This is a genomic window from Streptomyces sp. NPDC052109, from assembly GCF_040680195.1.
Taxonomy (GTDB): Bacteria; Actinomycetota; Actinomycetes; order Streptomycetales; family Streptomycetaceae; genus Streptomyces.
Map to the genome: position 1 here is coordinate 130,914 of NZ_JBFAWF010000001.1, position 18,438 is coordinate 149,351.

General features: G+C 67.2%; 9 protein-coding genes. 4 read left to right on the plus strand and 5 right to left on the minus strand.

What is annotated here, in order from left to right:
- Nucleotide 1: 1 nt before the first annotated feature.
- The 5 genes from AB0L59_RS00640 to AB0L59_RS00660 all read right to left on the minus strand — a co-directional run bounded on the left by AB0L59_RS00640 (nucleotide 2) and on the right by AB0L59_RS00660 (nucleotide 12,945).
- Nucleotides 2–751, minus strand: coding sequence for a TetR/AcrR family transcriptional regulator (locus AB0L59_RS00640; RefSeq protein WP_365577720.1), 750 nt, complete (start codon nucleotides 749–751; stop codon nucleotides 2–4).
- Nucleotides 752–1,665: 914 nt separating this feature from the next.
- Complete coding sequence (locus AB0L59_RS00645; RefSeq protein ID WP_365577722.1) at nucleotides 1,666–3,531, minus strand: DUF1998 domain-containing protein; 1,866 nt, start codon at nucleotides 3,529–3,531, stop codon at nucleotides 1,666–1,668.
- Entirely contained in the window at nucleotides 3,528–6,782 is a 3,255-nt protein-coding gene (locus AB0L59_RS00650; protein ID WP_365577724.1) for a helicase-related protein, read from the minus strand. The genes AB0L59_RS00645 and AB0L59_RS00650 overlap by 4 nt, the downstream gene beginning before the upstream one ends.
- Nucleotides 6,779–8,683: a UvrD-helicase domain-containing protein gene (locus AB0L59_RS00655; protein ID WP_365577726.1), complete on the minus strand. Its 1,905-nt coding sequence runs from the start codon at nucleotides 8,681–8,683 to the stop codon at nucleotides 6,779–6,781. The genes AB0L59_RS00650 and AB0L59_RS00655 overlap by 4 nt, the downstream gene beginning before the upstream one ends.
- A complete protein-coding gene (locus AB0L59_RS00660; RefSeq protein WP_365577728.1) occupies nucleotides 8,680–12,945 on the minus strand; it encodes a DEAD/DEAH box helicase in 4,266 nt (1,421 codons plus the stop codon). Before AB0L59_RS00660 ends, AB0L59_RS00655 begins: the two co-directional genes overlap by 4 nt.
- On the opposite strand from AB0L59_RS00660, the gene AB0L59_RS00665 reads away from it, so the two are divergent.
- From AB0L59_RS00665 to AB0L59_RS00680, 4 genes are all read left to right on the plus strand, one after another.
- Nucleotides 12,892–13,437, plus strand: a complete 546-nt coding sequence (locus tag AB0L59_RS00665; RefSeq protein WP_365577730.1) for a hypothetical protein — start codon at nucleotides 12,892–12,894, stop codon at nucleotides 13,435–13,437. The two genes, AB0L59_RS00660 and AB0L59_RS00665, sit on opposite strands and share 54 nt — an antisense overlap.
- A 966-nt stretch (nucleotides 13,438–14,403) precedes the next feature.
- Entirely contained in the window at nucleotides 14,404–16,554 is a 2,151-nt protein-coding gene (locus AB0L59_RS00670; protein WP_365577732.1) for a helix-turn-helix transcriptional regulator, read from the plus strand.
- A 3-nt stretch (nucleotides 16,555–16,557) separates the two neighbouring features.
- The gene (locus AB0L59_RS00675; RefSeq protein WP_365577734.1) at nucleotides 16,558–17,553 is read left to right on the plus strand and encodes a hypothetical protein; all 996 of its coding nucleotides are present in this window, start codon (nucleotides 16,558–16,560) and stop codon (nucleotides 17,551–17,553) included.
- On the plus strand, nucleotides 17,550–18,428 hold the full coding sequence (locus tag AB0L59_RS00680) for a DUF6339 family protein (RefSeq protein ID WP_365577736.1): 879 nt from the start codon (nucleotides 17,550–17,552) through the stop codon (nucleotides 18,426–18,428). Before AB0L59_RS00675 ends, AB0L59_RS00680 begins: the two co-directional genes overlap by 4 nt.
- Nucleotides 18,429–18,438 lie beyond the last annotated feature (10 nt).

Genomic DNA, 18,438 nt, shown 5'->3' on the forward strand with positions numbered 1-18,438 from the left:
GTCATCCCTTCTGCCGGGTGTTTCCTCGGGCGACGGGCTCCGGCTCACCCGTATCGGCGAGGCGATCGAGCCACTCGGCCAGCAACGCCCGCTCGGATCGCGTCAGGGCCGTGGTGCCGCTCTCGCGCAAGGCTTCGCGCAGCGCCGCGGCCCGGCTCGCGACGCCCACCGACGCCCCGGGCTCGTCGTCACCCACGGTCGTGATCGTTCGCAGTACGTGTTCACGGGCGACCGTCGGCAGCTCGGGATCCCGCTCGGACGGTGGGGTCGAGATCAGTGACAGCACGACGCCGACCCCGTTGGCGTGCATGAGCTGAGTCGCGCGCGCCACGCTCATGCGAAGGCGGCCGGCGGCGGCCACCCGTGCGATGTTCCGGCGCAGAATCGCGATGGTCTCCGGCCCCGCTGGAAAATCCCCCCGGTAACGCCCTTCGCCGTACATCAGTACGTAGCAACCCGGTCGGGAAAGGCCGAATCCCACGTGCAGGTCCCACGAGCGGCGCAGGTCGTCGACGGGGTCGCCGGTGTCCCCGAGCGCCTGCTTCTCGGCGAGGTACTGCTGGAACCCGAAGGCCGCGACCGCGTCGAGCAGCCCGTCCTTGTCTCCGAACAGGCGGTACAGCGTCGGCGGCTGCACCCCGGCCGCAGCGCTCACCGCCCGCGTCGAAACAGCCGCGCAACCCTCGCGCGTCAGCAGATCCGCTGCGGCCCGGAGGATCCGTTGCCGCGTCCGCACGGTTTGCGTCCGCATAATTGGCATATTACTGCTGTTATCGCTTTTTCTATATCATCGATATCGTTCGTCACTTTCGGCGACAGCACGCGTACCGCGCCCCCTGACCGCCGCCTGCAGTCGACCAGGCCTTTCCGCTGTGCATTGCATCGCGCGGAAGGTGCGACCTCGCCGATGAACCGTGGGAGCCCGGCCAAGGGCCGCTGTCGACGCCACAGGAGATACGGCGCCCACGCCAGCGCAGGGTCGCCGAACTGCCCGGCGTGCATACGAGCGCTCCCGGCCAAGGGCTCGAACGCAGCCGACCCAAGGGCCGATGCCGGTGATACGCCCACTTCCCGGGGGGTCCTACGGCGCAGTCGCCGCCGACGGCAGGCTCAACTCCCTCCCTCCCACCCCGCAGGGCACTTCAGCCTTGATGTCTTCTGTGCCGGTGAACAGCCGCTGCTGCCGGGGAATCGAGGTACACGACTCCGACACGCGTGCCTTACCGACGCTGGTCGACTCCACCGAGGATAGGAAGACAGGACGTGGCATGGCACTTGTCGCTGGCATCTCCGAGCGCTGGGGCGTCCAGCTTCTGCCTGAGCGCAAGGTCAGGTGGGTCGAACACGCAACCAGCTTGAGCACGCCGCACGGTCATGTCCAGAACGGGCATGTCTCGAGAGCCGAGAATGTCCTGAACCTCTGCAAAGGAGCACCGACCATGCTCCCTGACGAGTCGAGAGGCTGAGGATCGCAATGGCGGAGATGGTGGTGATCGATGCCATCGCCGACCTCCTCCACTGGCTTCGAAGGCATGATCTCGACGCGGATGAGGTTCTGGACCGAGTTCAGGTGCAGTTCGAGGCGGACGTCGAGGCTTTCGGTCCGCGGGGACCGGAGGCGGAGCGTGAGCGACCGCTCCGGTCCCCTGACCGAAGTCGGGCATGTCAGCGTGTCAGCAGCTTCGCGAAGAAGCCCAGATCAGGATCATCCGGAGTGCCCACGAGCAGAGCACGGTCGAGCAGGATGTTGTTGTGCTCGCAACTGGTCTCCGGGAGCATCACGCAGGCGTGACACGCCGCGAGGTTCGATCCGCCGGTGCCGGACGCTTCGGTCTCGACGCACAGTGGATCGGAGGAGCACCACTCGGCACGGTGGACGGCCGAACGGACCGTGCGATCGAGAATCTCCGGCTCGCCTTGGGCGACCAGTCCGCCCAGACTGCCTGCGGAGTCGCTCGTCGCCGTGTAGACGAGTACCCCGGCCATGTCGTCGGCGGCATACAGGCGCTCGCGCAGGGACGCGGCCGGGTAGCCCGCCTCCAGGCTCCACTCGTTGATGAGGACGTGGGCCAAGGTGTGCAGCAGCACCATGCGAGGGGTGGCGGGGGAGGGGGTGACGCGGCTCGGGTCTTCGGCCCGCTCCTCCAGTACCCGCTGGTGGGCGGTACGCATCCGTTCGATCCGGGCTGCCACCGCCGGAGCCCTCTCCCAGGCGTCCAGCCGGTCCTCGTCCAGGCGGAGGAAGACTCCCTCGCCCCGCACCTCCATGGCCGGGAGCCAGCGCAGGGGGTGTTCGGACAAGGGCATCTCCTTGGAGTCGGTCGTCGACTCGGCGTCGACGAGCCGGGTGAACGCCTTCAGGGCGCGCACCTCGCGGAGCCTCTTGACCAGCATCGGGCCGGTGACACCGAGTGGATCGAGCACGCTCTGGTCGCCCAACGGGGTCTCGCAGACGAACTGTTCGTCGCGGTTGTGCTCGCTCTCATCGTTGCCCGCGCGGAGACGCTCGTACTCCTTGTTGCGAAGGGCGCGGTAGCGGTGGTCGAAGGTGGGGGCCGCCTCGCCGTCGGGGTCCTCTTCGCGCTCCGCTTCGAGCAGCGCCATCACCTCGTCCAGCGGCACGGGACACTTTCCCTTGAACACCCCTTTGAGATAGATCTCGACATGGTCGCGCTCGTCGTACTCACGAAGAGCGTCCCAGTGTTCCGCGAGTGGATCCGCGCGGCCGTCGCTCCACGGCGGGATGGAGAGCGCAGACTTCAGCACCGGTTGCCATACCGCGGAAGAACCGCGCTGCAACGTCCGCAGGAGAAGTCCGCACTCCTGAAGGGGGGCGGAGGCACCGAGCCATGGACGGGCGCCTCGGCACTTGAGGCCCAGGTCCTTGAGCGCGTTCCTGCGGAAGGAACCCTCCATCGAGACCTCGGGAGCCTGCCCACAGGTGCAGGAGACCAGGATGGAGCGGAGCGAGGAAGTGTGCCCGGACGTGCGCAGCTTGAGCTTTCCCCCGCACTGTGCCGTCGGCGAGCCACCGCGGTCTTTGGAGCGGTGTACCCACTGCCAGTACGGAAACTCGCCGAGGTGTCCGGCCTCGCACGCGACGACGAAACGGGAGGGGACCAAGTCGACCTCACACGTGCCGCAGACGCTTCTACCAGCGGGAGGGTTGAAATCGCGGTGCCGCTGCAGGTCGTTGCACTCGGGGCAGGAGTGCATCAACGGGAACCGTCGGACTCGGAGACCGTCCCTGCTCGTGTCGTCGGAAGCGGGCGGCAGCCGGAAGTAGTCGATGTCGAGCAGGCGGGCCAAGCGCCGTTCATGGATCCGAGGGGACTCGTCACGACTCCAGCTCTGCTCGGCCTCGTCGAGCCCCGAGACGATGAAGGACTCATGATCGACGGCGATCAGTGAGCCTACCCCGTAGGTGGTGATCGCCTGGGCACGACGGACCGCACCCCGCCGTGGAAGGTTGTGCGCGGGTGCGGCGCCGTTCGTACCGGTCCGGCGACGGCGGGCGGGAGGCGGGGTCATCGGGTTCCCTCCAAGAACAGGGCGGTCTCGGCGTCGACGTCACGCAGGCTCCACAACGTGGACCACGCGTCCACGTCCTCGGACTCGTCGTCGTACGCCTTCAGCAGCGAAGGAGTGCGACGGCCCCTCTGGGGTACGAACAGCAGGCTGCTGTGGATGTCGGCTTCCTCGCACCACCACTCGACGAACTCGTCGAAGGCCTGGGACACGGCGTCTCTCTCGTCCGGGGTGACCGCCTCGACGCGTTCCAGGAGGATCGACTTGATGCGGCCGCGAAGCACGTCTTCATAGGACTCGACCTGGCCGGCGCCCTCGTTGGGGCGGGCGGCGGGGATCATGATGCGGGCGAGGGCCACGATCACCGCGTGCAGGCCCCGGTCACGGGCGCGGGCGGAGAACGGGGTGACGGACGTGGACTCGACCTCGCGGTACAGGGCCGAGTGGAAATGCTGGAAGCTCTCGTAGTGGGAACGATCCCGGGATCGCGTCGAGTTGAGCATGACCGCGACCAGACCGGGGTGCGCGCGGCCGACCCGGCTGGTGGCCTGGATGTACTCGGCGGTCGTCTGCGGTTGGCCCATCACGGCCATGAGACCGAGACGGTCCACGTCCACGCCGACCGCGATCATGTTGGTGGCCAGGAGGATGTCCACGGCGTCGTGGTCGGGCCACCGCTTTTCGATGCCCTTGAGGCGGGTGGGGATCTCACTGGCGTCGATACGGCTCGTCAGCTCCGAGTAGTTGCCGACCGAGCGGACCTCCGCCCCCTCGCGCGCAGCCAGCAGCTCCAGATAGGCCACCACGTCGTCATGGACCTGGAGTTCGGCCGCCGACAGCAGTCGGAGGCTGTTGAAGTAGCCGACAAGACTCCAGTACGCGTCGCGGACCTCGTCCTCGGTCTTCGCCTGCTTGGCCCGGTGCAGCAGGGTGGCGTACGTACGGATCAACAGGGTGGACTGGCTGGTGCCGGGGGCCAGGAGGCCGACGTAGCGTCGGCTCGCCTTATCCTCGCGCGGTGTCTCCACGGCGAACCACGAGTCGCGGGCATCCAGGCCGGCGGGCGGGAACTGCCGTACTTTGCGGGCGAATAGGTGGCGTCCCTGGTCGGCGGCGCGACGGATGGTCGCGGTGGAGGCGATCACCTTGGGACGGTCGGCCAGGGCATCCACGGCGGTTTCGTAGAGGCCGGTGAGAGTTCCCAGTGGTCCGGAGATCAGGTGCAGTTCGTCCTGGACGATCAGCTCCGGGGGAGGGGTGCCATCGGCCGGATCGTCGAGGTTGAAGAGTGCGGAGGTGGCCGGCCGCCACGGCATCGACGCGAACTTGTCCACGGTCGCGATCACCAGGGTCGGTCGTGCGTCGTACACCGACTCGTCGATCAGGTGGACTGGCAGGCCGTCGGCGAAGTCGCATCCCCCGCCCGGGCATCGGACGTACATCCGCTTGGCGTCCTCGTCGACTTCGTAGTTCCGTGCGTCGAGGCGGGTCCCGCACCAGGGGCAGGCATGCAACTGGACGGGATTCTCGGTCGCGAGGCGCTTGTCGAGGTTCCTCTGCAGTTCGTCGAGCTTCAGGCCGGCGGCGGCCAGCGTGTTGGGGGTGGCAGAACGCCCCACCCACATGCCGACGGAGAACTCCTCATGGCCCAGCTCGGGTGTCCGGCGTCGCATGTGCTCCATGGCGCAGAGCAGAATCGCCGCTCGCTCGAACTGCTGGAGGGTGAGCAGTCGCAGGGTGTAGCGCATGAGGACGGTGACCCCGCCGCCGTCCGCTCCCTTGCGGATGCGACGCAGGAAAGACGTGAGGGCGATCAATCCGAGGTACGCCTCCGTCTTGCCACCACCGGTGGGAAACCACAGCAGGTCGGACACCCGCCGATCGTCGTGCGCAGGGTCGTCGATGCCGGCCAGGCAGAGCAGCAGGAACGCGATCTGGAACGGGCGCCAGCGGCCGGCGGCCGGGACAGGGGCGCCCACCCGGCCGTCCTTCACCCACTTGCTACGGGCGCGCTGGTCCGCCATGGCGCAGTTCGCGAGGCGGAACGCATGCATGAGGTCGTGCTTGGTCCGCAGCAGCTCGATGCCTTCACGGATACGGCCGAGTGCCTCGCGGCAGGCGCTCACCTGGTCGCGGGCGGGCTTCTCGTGGATGGTGCCCGTCAGAGCGTCCGCCTCGGCCGACTTACGGTCGATCCAGTGTTCGTATCCGGTGGCCAGCCCTTCCAGAGCGGCCAGGACATCGGCATCGGACTGCTCGGCCAGCCCCAGCATCGAGAGGGCGGAGCTGTCGATCTCCGGGTTGGACTCGGTCAGCAGCACCTCCACCGTGGGCACGAACTGGCTTCGCACCTCGGGGACGGCGGGCGTTTCGGTCTCGGTCATACCGATCGGCTGGGGAGTCCAGTCCCACTCGGCGGCGCAACCGTGGCCGACCGCGAAGGTCGGGGCGTGGCGGTGCAGCAACCGACTCGTGGCGATCTCCGGGTCATGGGCGGCGGCCGGGGCCGGACGCTCGACGAAGGCGGTGGAGCCGTCGGCGGCCCGGACCGTCAGACCGCACTGGAACAAAGAGAAGGCGTCCTGAAGATCCCGCTCGCCGACTTTCTGCGTATTGATCAGTGTGACCGTGATCGTGACCGTGTTGTTGACCGGGTCGACGGGCCGGACGTTGACATGCAACGCGGCCTCCGGGGTGAGCTCGATCGACTTCTTCGGATCCGGTCGGGTCACGTCGATGTGCTGGTCAGGGAAGTCGAGTTCCCTGCGCCGCCACTGCTCCCGCTGGTCGGCGGTGGTGCGGGCCTCGGCGCGGCGTGCCGGAACGGGCTTGCCGTCGGCATCGGTGGGTTCGTAGACGGCCGCGCGGGCGGAGACCACGATCATCCTGCTTATGGTCGGGCGGACCGCGAAGGTGAGACCCATCGAGGAAGGACGCCTGTCTCCCGAAGCGCCGACCTCCTGCGCGGTACCGGACTCCTCGACGTCTTCCCGGCTGAGCAGAGGGGCGGCGTCCAGGCCTTCCTGCTCGGCTGCGTCCTCCTCCGTCCGTTCCTTCGCGGCCCTGTCCGCGGCACGCGGGTACAACACACCGGTCAGGTATCGGTCGATCGGCGCGTCCTGGGTGAGTACCTCGTCCCGATCGTCCGGCACGGCGTCCTCGGCGGGGCCGAGGAGTTCACGACGGAGCCCCACCAGGAGTTCCTCGTCCCGGACCCGATAGTGCTCGGAGTGGGGACCTGCCACCTGCGTCATGCGCGCTGCTCCTCGTGGTCGTCGGCTCTCCGGTACCGGCCGATGCCGGTGATCCGCGGGGCGATCCACACACCTCGCTCACCGAGTCCGGCGTTCGTGCCCGCTGATGTGCTGCCCGTCACGGTCTCCAGGGTGTCGATCCGCAGGCCCTGGATCTCGTCGGGCCACCAAGGGTCCCAGGTACGGTTGACCTTCTGTACCTGGAAAAGATCCTCGCGGAACCGCTGCGAGGCCTCTCCGATCTCCTTGCCGTCGTGCATCAGGGCGTACGGCGGGCTCTCGGCCTCGCCCATCGGCAGGTCGTGGCGCTTGCGCAGCAGCACCTCCTGGCCGGGGCGCACCTGTTCCAGGAGATACGCCTGGGTTGCGACGGGGTCGCTCTGACGGCCGGGCGGGTCGTCCCGGCACACGTCGCCCGCCTCGGCCACGATCCCGTACCTGTCGTACGACCGCCACGACCCGAGATAGCGACGGCCACGGCGCTGACTCCCCGCCCGCTTGAAGTGCGGCAGTTCGGGAGGGGCCACGTGGTACAGGTCCTGGCGGGCACGCGTCATGGCCACATACAGGGAGCGGACTTCGGCCGGAACGTCCAACTCATCCTGGTATTGCTTGTGGAGCTTGGCGAGGGTCGGTGGCGTCAGTACGATCACCCGGTCGAACTCCAGGCCCTTGGCTCGGTGTACCGTCGAGACGACGATGCGGGCGTTCTCCGGGTCCGCCGCCTCGTCCGGGAACCTGCCGTCGGCGACCGCGCGGCGCAGCCGGCCCAGGTCGAGTACTCCGCGCCCCGCACCACGCGCGACCCTACGGAGCACCGTCCACAGGGCGGCGGCGTCAGGTTCGTAGGGAAGAGGGATTTCCGAGAGGAGCGTACGGAACCGGTCCTCGGTGAGGCCGGTCGCCTCCGTGCGACGCAGCAGCTCGGCCACCCAGTACGGCACCGGACGCTCCTCCAGCGGGCGCCGCAGCCGGTGGTCGATGCCGTGCGCGTGCAGCAGGCCGGAGATCACGAGGGCCTGCTGGTTGTCACGGGTGAGGACGGCGCAGGTGTCGGAGAGGTCACGCAGGCCGTCCAGGGTGAACTCGTCGTCGAGGTCGCCCATGCCGTTCGCCGGAGCCAGGAGGAGATCACGCAGTTCGTCGTAGAGCCTTCCGGCCTCGTCCGGGTCGGTGACCTGCTGGAGAAGGGGGCCGTGCGCCAGTGCGATCCGGGCCTCGGCGGTGGTGGCCCGGAAGTTCCGCGTGAGATGCAGCTCCACCAGGTCGTCGGGGTAGGAGCAGCGCAGCCAGTCGAAGAACCGACCGGTCTCGTCGGCGCGTTCGCCCAGGTCCTCGATCTGGAAGCCGTACACCGACTGGGCGACGTCTCCGACGACGGTGAACCCGCAGCTGTCCTGGTACCGGTCGAGAAGCGTCTCCACCAGCTCACGGCGACCGCCCAACAGGTCCTGCACCTCGTCGATCACGACATGAGCCGGTGGCACCGCGTCGCCGACCTCCAGCGCGCCCTTCTCGATCGCGCAGGTCGCGGCGGCGATCCGCTCGTCGAAGCCGACCGCACCCCACTCGCCGTCCGGATGCGCCTGAAGGAGCACCTCGTAGGCCCACGCGTCGAACGTACGGGCGCGTACTCGGTGGGCTCGTTCGCCGTGCCGGGAGATTCGTTCGCGCAGTTCCCGGGCCGCCGCTCGGGAGAAAGTCAGCACCAGGATCTCGGCCGCCTCCAGCGCCTGTTCAGGGTCCTCGTGGCCGCACAGTGCGTCGAGCCGGCGCACCAGGGTGTGCGTCTTGCCCGCTCCGGCGCCGGCGGTGACCAGGACGCGCGCGTCCCAGGGCTGTACGACGACGGCCAGTTGCTCGTCGGTGAGCGGAGGGCTGTCCTGGTAGACGTCGGTCACTTCCGGCTCCAGAGATGCTCGAACTGGGTGAAGGCGAGGTGGGTGTCGAAGTTGGCGATGTTGTCGCTGACGTTGAGGATCAGACAGCTTTCCTTGCCGCCGTTCAGCGGTCCGCGCAGTCCGCGACCGATCATCTGCTGGTACACGTTGGTGCTGTAGACCGGCCGGGCCACGACGACGACACGAGTGGCGGGTGCGTCGAATCCCTGGGTGAGCACACCGTAGTTGGTGAGGACTCGGATGCGTCCGTTTCGGAAGTTCTCGATGCGGTTGCGGCGGTCTTGCGTGCTGGTCGTCGAGTCCACGGCAGCGGACGGGACACCCCGGTCGTTGAGCATGGCGGCCAGGTATTTGGCGTGGTCGACGGAGGTGGCGAACAGCAACGTCGGCCAGTCGTCGCGTAGTTCGGCCACCGAGTCGACGATGCGCCGACTGCGTTCGTGGTCGTCGGCGAGTCGTTGTTCGGCGGAGCGAGAGAGCACGGCCATGCGGTCGGCGTGTGTCTTCTCGTCCCGTGTGAGTTCGATGCGGCCGCCCTCAAGGGTGCGGTGCTCGACCTGGGCGAGCATGCCCCAGTCCTGGAGATCGCGATACGGGTCGCCCGACGGGAAGACTCCTTGGTCGAGTCGCCGGTTGCCGAAGCGGCTGACCAGACGGCGGGTCTCCTCTTCGTTGGCGCTGCGGAACGGGGTGGCGGTCAGACCCAGGAGATGCCGGCCGGTCTCGTACTGAGTGAGCCCCAATTGGCCCAGGATCTCGGTGTACCGCTTGGAGATGGCGGTGTGTGCCTCGTCCACGATCACCAGTGCGGCTTGGCGCAGCCAGGTGTACTGGTCGGTGCCCAGGCACCGTTCCAGCTTGGCGTCGGTGGCGACCACCAGGTGCGGGTGATCGACGACGTTCCCGACCTCGCTGGTGCTCCACAGCCGGCTGATGGTGAGCGGGCGTTCGGCGCCCACCTTGCTCCAGACGAACTTCCAGCTCTGTACGGCCTGTTCGCACAGCTCTTCGGTCTGCGCTATCCACAGCAGCGGACCCTTGAGGTCTCCGACCCGCTTCACCCAACGGATCACGGCCTCGGCGGTGACACGGGTCTTGCCGGCGCCGGTCGGTAGGGACAGCATGCCGCGCTGGGGAGCGAGCCGATCAAGCATCGTGGAGATGTTCCGGACCAGGTCTTCCTGGTAATCGTGGAGGCGAGGGAAGTCCCGAGGGCCCTCCACGGTCTCGAACGGAGGCAGGGACGGGGTCCTCGAACCGGCGAACGAGACGGGCAGCTTCATCTCCGACACGAACGCGATGGCCGCCGGCGAACCCCCGTACGCCACAGGCGCATTGGGAAAGCGTGCCTGGATGTCCCGAGCGTGCTGCTGGAGCACACCGTCACCGTGTGCGTTGAACGCCATCTGCGCGATCCGGCGCCCGGACGGCTCGACGCCGTCGGTCGCCTGCATCTCGGCCTCCATCAGTCCCTCGGGGAGACCGGCCCGGAGCGCGTCGGCACCGATCAGCAGTTCGATCTTGGCCACCACGTTCGTGGCCTCGCGCACCGCCTTCTGCGCTGCCTTCAGCTCGCTGTCACGAGCCATGCGGTCCTGGTGCTCCAGGACCGTGCGGCAACCGGCGGCGCCGAGACCGAGGCCGAGTTCGCGGTCGATGAGACGCAGCATCGGCTCGGGCTCCAGCGGCACGCGGACCTTGACGGTGCCGTCCTGGCGCACGGCGTCCAGAGGGGAGGCATGCGTGCCGTGGGGTGTACGGATGACCTCCTCCAGCTCGCTGCACCGTTGCACCATGCTGTTCCGGTGCCCGCTGTTCAGGCGCTGTCGCAGGGCAGGGAACAGCTCGACGAGAGGGACGGGGTCACCCTCCGGTTCCTCACGGGTCTCCCGGCTGATCACATCGGCATAGCGGAGCATCCCCCACTTCTCGATCATCAGTTCGGCATCCTCGGCGGTCGGTACGAGGAGTGCGGGGAGCTGTTCGGCGCGGAGCGCCCGGTACTGAGCGGCTCCGACGGCGATCGTGATCTCGCCGTCGGGACGGGTTCCCCAGTCGTCGCCGATCCGGCACCGCGTCAGGGAGCCCTCGGGGAAGTCCGCGCCGAACCGGGTCAGCATCACGTAGGTGGCGCCGACGAAGGAGTCGTCCTCGCTACGGGTCACCTCGTCGAGGAGCGCGTCCCAGCGGTCGGCGGGAACCTCGTCCACGGTGGTCGGGAGCCGCAGCCTGCGAGCCTTCTCAGGGGAGAGGTCGGCTACCGGCAACACGTCCCGGTAGCCGGCGAGCTGGGGGCCGACGGCCTCCCTCAGAGGCTTGATCCCCTGCGAGGTGTTGACTGAGCCGAACTTCCTCAGCATCCAACGGATCGGCGAGGCCACTGCCTGGCGGGTACTGGTCTGCGCGCCGATCTGAAGCGTCCAGTTGTCCACGACGGCGTCGTCGGGCAACACCTTCAGAAAGGCCGCTCGGGACTCTTCGGAGAGGGCGCGGAAGAGGTGGAGCGGACCACCGATCGCCGCGCCCTCGACCTTCATTCGGTTCAGCGTGGGGCGCGGGGCGCGACTGTCCAGACCGCGGAGATAGGCGGCATGGACGGCTTCGCGGTACTCCTCGAACCACTCTTCGCCCGCCTGGGGCTGCACCCCACCGGACGGTCGTTCCCGCAGACCGACCTGGGAGAAGAACGGGGTGTCGTCGGAGTGGAACGCCATGTCGACGGCGATGCTCGGGTCCCGCTTCGCATCGACGACGACACCTGGCAGCATGCAGTCCTCGACCGGCCGGAATCGCCCATCGGAGGTCCGTACCCGAAGCGTCGAGCGCGGAACGGACACCCGCTCCAGGACCTTGTGGGCCATCCGACGGACACCCGCCTGACGGAACAACTCCCAAAAGCGCTCCCAGTCCGAGTCGCTGTAGTGGTCGAAGCCCTGATCCAGGACGCTGACGAACCTGCCCTCGACATCGGCCTCGCGGATGCCCAGGGTGTTGAGGGCATGAGCGAGCGACGGGTCCTGGGCAAGGTCGTCGACCACGTACACCAGGGCCTCACGCAGTCCTCCCTGGTCGGCGCGGCGGAACACCTTGCCTGGCACGGGGGCGACGAGACCGTGCTCCTCGGTGAGCACGATGTGTGCCTTGCGGGCCTCCTCGGCGTAGGGGGACCGAGCCTCGATCATGTTCGCGAGGATTCGCACGGCCACCGCCGACGCCTCGTGGGTCTCGCTTTCGACCAAGGCCTCCAGCCACTCGCGGACGTCGGTCCTCTCGTGCCCGGCCGCGCCGATGATGTGCTCGACCTTTCCGGAGCGCAGTGCGTCCGCCTCGACGCTCGGGTGCAGCCAGTTCGAGGGGCGCCCGGGGCACTGGTTCCACATCCGCAGCCAACTGGACAGTCTCTTCAGGTCCCTGTCGAGCCGCGGGTGGATCCGCAGTTCCGTGGGGACGCGCAGGACGCCGTCCTGGTCGGGCAGGGACGGCCGGTCCGCGGTGCGGGCCCAGATCTCCCGGGTCAGGAACTCGTCGGCCCAGCTGATCGATTCCTTGACACGGCCGGGCAGCAGGGGGAGGTAGGCGGCCGGGTCCTCGGCGGGCGCCAAGGCGGGAAGGGAGTCGACGACCAGCTGCGCCGCCACCCGGATCATCTCCTGGTTGAAGGGGGAGGAGTCGAGAAGGTTCTGCCTGTCCTCGTTGGTCTTCCAGGCTCCGTTGAGGATGCCGCTCAACGACACCTCGTACTTGGTCGGGAAGAAAGACCAGAACGTACCCCGGCCACGGGTCCGCGAATTGACGTACAAGCCGCTTTCCGGATCCTTCTCCAAGGCCGGAACACCCCATGAAAGGTCGAGTGAGAGCCGGCCGTGGAGTTCGCCGGCGTCCTCCCGGGCCGCCGGACCGGGTGTGTGGGTGGTGGTGAACACCCGCCAGCGGATGGTGTTGGTCCCCCCGTTCCTCTCCTCGGTCACGGTGTGCAGGTCGCCGGCCTGTCGGGTGGTCAGGGTCCGGCGGGCCGGTGGGAGATGACGACGGTCCTCAAGGACGACCTTCGCGACATGCGGGGAGAAGAGCTGGAAGCCCACGGGGAACTCGTCGCGCGGCTCGCCGTTTTCCTTGGCACGCCCGCCGTGCATGTCCAGCCCGAGCCGACGGTCCGCCTTCGGTAGCAAGGGCAGGCGCACGACGGTGGTTGCCCAGGTCAGCAGCTCGTGAAGGACAGGGTCGGCGGTGCGCTCGGCCTGCATGTCGAGAGGACGTGCCATCCGCAGCACGGGGGCGTCGAATTCCTGACCGTAACGAGCGGCCACACCGGGCACGTTTTTGATTTGCTCGAACGACCAGGCGCGGTCGAACCCGAAACTTCCGGTGCTGCTGAAGAATTCTGGAGCATCGGTCACCACGAGGACCGACTTAATGCCTACTCCGAACCTTCCGATCTGCCCGCCACGTTTCTTCGACGTACTCATTCGAAGAATGGTTTCCGCGCCCTCCGGAGTGACTGGATTACCTTCGTTCGCGCAGTAAAGGTGCGTCGTTGTAAGGACGACTTGGACTCTGCCTCCGGGCTCGTCGGCGATTTCGTCGGCGGCATTCTGGACAAGTTCAAAAAGCTGGCGATCGCCATATCCGCCCTGAGTGATGCGGCGCTCTCCATTGGCATGTTCGGCTACGAGTCCGGGGTCTACGGCGTAAGTTTGCAGGACGCGGGAAGACTGCTCAATGACGGTTTGAATAACCGGAGGGAACGAAGGTGACATTGTTCAGCACTCCTGACTGTCAAGCGGTCGGACGAAGGTGTGCCTGACGGGCTGGCTGTCGATTTCGTAACAGCCGGCCCGTGGGTGTGCGAGTGGTGCCCCAAGGGCTTGGCGAAGGTGTCCTGTAACTCTGTTTCTGCTGGTGAACGCGCGTTTAGGTGTGCTCCGAGGAGCTCACGGCTCGTCAGGTGACGTTGCAGTACGGTCAGACGGAGGGCGTGGTGTCGTCGGGGGGTTCCTGAAAGTATTGAGCCATGCAAGGAAATCTGTTGACAAATTCATCTGCGCATGGGTGACCCTTGAGAATGTCCGCTGCCGCCTTCATTTCCACCTCCCCAATTGCGATGTCAAGTTCGAGGTGGCTCCGGCCACGGTCTGAATCCAGGTCGTATCCGTAGTACTCATCCATTGAAAATACCCCTGTCGGTTTCGTTGTCGCAGGGGTGCGATGAAGCCCAAATGCCCCCCGTGGAAAATAGGTGTACGAAATCTCCGGACGAAATGTCCTCACTGGAAATCAGGGTGGCAGGTTGCAACCCCATGCAGCCAGTGCCTCTATTTTGATTGAAGAGGGGCTCGGGTCGAGGTTAGGACAGACCTGTGGCTTTTGGCTCTCGGTCGATTTTGGACAGAGTTCTGTCCTGCCGCCCGATCCCCCTCGAATTTGCATTCAGGTTCACCGGCGGGGCGAAACTTGTCGCCGTTCTTCATGCTATCGGGCGCCGATCCTGGCGGTCAACCCCTACCGTCCTCAACTCGGCTTTGCTGCTCGGGAGTTGGGGGCTTCCGTGGAAGATGGAGATGTAAACGTGGTTAAAGTCGGGCAACTCGACCCATCCGCTTGAGCGGTCGGAGGACCCGGGCTCGATCAACTGTTGGTTGACAGTGTTCTCGTCGTCAAATTAGCCTCCTGGTCTACGACATGCGAGCTGCACGCGGCTCCAGGGGAAGAGCAGGTGGCACGTGGAGACAGGTGAGGAGTTCGGGCCCTGGTTGGCCCGACAGCTCAAGCTCGCGGGGAAGACACAGGCTGAACTGGCCGACGAGCTCCAGCTGACTCGGGCCGCCGTGTCCGCGTGGATCACGGGCCGGTCGACGCCTCGCCCCACCGTGATGACGGACATCGCAAAGGCGCTCGGCACCGACGTCGGGACGGTTCATACCCGCACTACCGATACCCAGGCCGGCCTCCCGGTCACGTGGTATCACCGCCCCGGCTACCCCGACGGCGGCCGTGACCTGGGCAATGCCGCAGCCTTCGCATTCGACGCCGACGTGCAGGTTCTCGCCCGCGAGACTTGTCAGAACAGCCTCGACGAGCGACTGACGGAGAACGGCCGCCCGGTCCGGGTCCGTTACACCCTGCATGAGCTCACCGGTGAGGCCCTTGACTCCTTCCGTGAGGCGATCCTCTGGAACGATCTCTTCCCGCACTACTCCGCCGTCTCGGAGGCTGCCGGTAACCAGAAGGTCGGCCGGGTCGTGGACGCCGGTGTACGCGACATGTACGAGAAGGGCCGCTTGGTCCTGCTGCGTGTGGACGACTACAACGCTTCCGGGCTGATCGGCGACGACTACGCGGACGGCAAGTTCGCCGCGGTGGTCAGGCGTCAGCTGGAGAGCCTGAAGTCCGGCCCCGGCGCCGGTGGTTCGTACGGCCTGGGCAAGGCGACACTGTGGGCCACCAGCGCCCTCGGACTCGTGCTCATCAACTCCACTCTGTCCGTGCCTCACGAGGGACGTACCGAGCGAAGGGTCATCGGCCGTCTCGAACTGCCGTGGCGGGAAGTGGACGGCGAGCCGTACGCGGGCCCGGCCTGGTTCGGACGCCCAGATCCCGATTCGCCCGGTGCCATGGTCGCCCGTTCCTGGTGGGCGGACGAGGAGACCGTCGCACGCCTGTACCTGACCAGGGAGAGCGACGAACCCGGCACCTCCTTTCTCATCGTCGGCGCGCACGATGTCGCCAGCCTTGAGAGCGGGTCCGACGCGGACGACGAGTCCGGCGGTGTCGAGGACGGCGATGAGGACACGCGTGACATCCGCAAGATGCACGGTCGTCTGGTAGAGGCGCTGGGACGTGACTTCTGGGCCGCGATGACGGGCGGAGGCAGCAGGCTTCCCCTCCTTGAGGTCTCTGTCCGCGCCTTTCAGAACGGCAAGGAGGTCGTGCCGGAGAAGCAGGTGGATCCGTCCGTCGAGCAGCCCGCCCGGACTCGTGCCCTCAGGGCGCACTACGAGGGCACCACAGTGGACCGTCTCACCGAGGCCGGGCAGGTCGCGGCGCGAAACGTCCCGCTGAAGCTGCCGCTCTCCGGCGGCGCCCATGGGACGCTCGGTACGCACCAGGCGGTTCTTCTGGTCACCGAGGCCGAGGGGGACAGGGACGGAGACGGGGGGAAGAACCAGGTGCACTCGCTGCGCGGCAACCGTATGACCGTCAGGAGGGCCGGGGTTCAGAGACTGCCGCTCGGGACCAATCCCTTCCAGGCCGTTCTACTGGTGGGCGAGGCAGCCGGAGAAACTGCTCCCTTCGCGAAGGAGGCAGAGGAATTCCTGCGTGCGGCGGAACCGCCTGAGCATGACCGCTGGGGACAGACGGAGGAGCTCACTCTGCGCTGGTCCCCGTCCGCGTATCGGCGGATCAGCGCGCTGACGGCTGAGGTCAACAATGCGGTCAGGGAGCTTGTCGCACGGCCGAAGCGCACCAGTCACGAGGGCGGGGAGGCCGTGCGCAAGGCGTTGACCGTAAGAACGAGGCCTAAGGCCAAGGCCCCCGCCGGGCCGGTGGTTCCGGTGCTGGACACGCTCGACGCGACAGTCGGCGACGACGGGGAGTGGCGGATCACCGCCGAAGTGAGCATCCCGCGTGGCGACGAGATCGTCCCGATGGTGCCGGTCGCGCAACTGGATGTGCGGTCCGGAGGCCGTCCGAAGCTGGAGTGGGCGGAACTCGTCGCCGTCGAGGGTTGCGAGGTGGAGGACGGGACCCTGCGCTTCACTCCCGGCGTGCGTCGCGCGAAGTTCCAGGGATTTACCGATGTGAGCAGTCACCCGGTCAGGACCATGCTCACCCGCCTCGTCCTCGAACTCCGTGCCGGAAAGGGGGAGTGACGCGTGAAGATCTACCCGTACAAGCGGCTCAACCGGCCGGTCACACTGAGAGTGACCTCGGTCTCCCTCAAGCTCTCGGACGGCACCCGCGACCAACTGGAGACCACCGCGTACTCGACCCAGCAGCAGTCCGTCGCGCTCGGTATCGCCGGCCACACCGACTGGGTGAGCGCCACGATCGGCCTGTCGGCGACGCTGCCACCGGGGGCGAACGCGCCGGACGCGGCCTGGTCCGATCTGCGTGTCCTCGCCGTGCTGACCGACGGCGAGACCAATGTCCGCACTTCCGCGGATCTCACGCTTGACGCAGAGGGTGGACGGGACTGGTCGGGGGCGCTGGAGGTGCTCCGTGACGACCACTTGGGTCGAGCCTCCCTCGCCGTGTACGCCGTCGGGACGGTGGACGGAGTGCGCGGACGGTCGATCGCCGAGACCGAACGGAGCTGGATCGTCGACACGGTCTCCGACGAGCCGGTCCGTGGACTCCAACTGGACGTCCAGACGGCGTCGTTCAAGAGAAGCGCCCGAGAGTGGCTCCAGGCCTACGCCGACGCGCCCTGGATCGTGGATGCCTCGGCCAGAGTCCCCACGGTGTTCGTGAACACCGACGTCGAGGGTGTCATCGGGCTGCTGGACAGCAACGGCTCGGGAGTGGACAGCAAGGTACGTGACCTCCTGGTCGCGCAGATGGCCACCGACGTCTGGACCGCGGTGTTCCACGGTGCCATCGGCGATCTGGAGGTGGAACCCGGTGGGAGCCCGGTCTTCCCGACCGACTGGCAGGGCGAGGTGCTGCGGGAGATGCTCCCGGACGTCGTTCCCGGCGTACACGTCGAGGAGGCCCTACGGCAGGTGCACCGCCGGCGCACCGGCGAATCGGGCTGGGTCGAACTGCAGACCCGTATCCACTACGCGGCGGTCCGCCGTGCCGATGCCACCAAGGCGCTTGCCTATGTGATCCGCAGTTTGGAACAGATGAACCGCGAGAGTGAGACGTGATCACCCAACCGAACCACGTACCGGAGCGCCTGGCGCTGCTCGCCACCTCGGCCGTCGATCCGTTCCTCACCGAAGAGCTGCTCAGGGGCGAACAGGTCCATGGCGGCATCGACCTCGCCAAGGTCGTCGAGCCGCTTCCCGAGGACGACGCCAGATGGTGGGTCGAGCCGATCCGGAGCCTGGTGGAAGACGCCATGTTCGAGTTCCGGGAGGACCGAACCCGAGCCGACGCATGGCTCGCGCCAAGACTCCATGCCACGCTGCGGCTGACGCGACGAGAAGCGGCGGACAAGCGTCTGTGGAACCACCTCGGACTGGCGGTGGCTCCCGACTACGTGGTCTGGCGTCACCTTTCGGAACCGACGGCGAAGAAGCCGGAAAGGCGTGTCGCCGCGGAGCGCTTCCGTGGACCTGCCGACCGGCAGTGTTTCTCACGCCTGTGGTGGGCAGCGGAGCTGTTCAGGAACGGGGCGGACTACGAGCCGGTCGAGGCAGCCTGCGGAAACCAGGACCTCATCCACAGCGTTCTGAAGAAGGAGATGATCGACCACCGTCCCACCGCTCAGGCCATTGTCCGCCTGCTGAAAAGCGGACTGGTCACCACCGGGCGAGAGGTCGATGGCCTCAGCGTCGCGATCAACGCGGCCGGCGCGACCCTGATCTACGACATCCTCGCGCCTGATCGACCTCGCGACCCCGTACACCTGCGCGACTGGATCGCGGAAGCGGAATCAGCGCCACCGGTACAGCGATACGAACTCCCGAAGGGGCCCGACGAGGACCCTGTCCCTGAGGAGTCCGTGGCCACGCTCACCAGCTACTTCGCAGAGCTTTTTGAGACCGCGCCGGTCAGGGGTCGGAAGCCCGGGGATTGACCTGGCGCTG

Coding starts and splice junctions, on each gene's coding strand:
- AB0L59_RS00640 (WP_365577720.1), bottom strand. CDS start 751: ATGCGGACGCAAACCGTGCGGACGCGGCAACGGATCCTCCGGGCCGCA.
- AB0L59_RS00645 (WP_365577722.1), bottom strand. CDS start 3,531: ATGACCCCGCCTCCCGCCCGCCGTCGCCGGACCGGTACGAACGGCGCC.
- AB0L59_RS00650 (WP_365577724.1), bottom strand. CDS start 6,782: ATGACGCAGGTGGCAGGTCCCCACTCCGAGCACTATCGGGTCCGGGAC.
- AB0L59_RS00660 (WP_365577728.1), bottom strand. CDS start 12,945: ATGGCACGTCCTCTCGACATGCAGGCCGAGCGCACCGCCGACCCTGTC.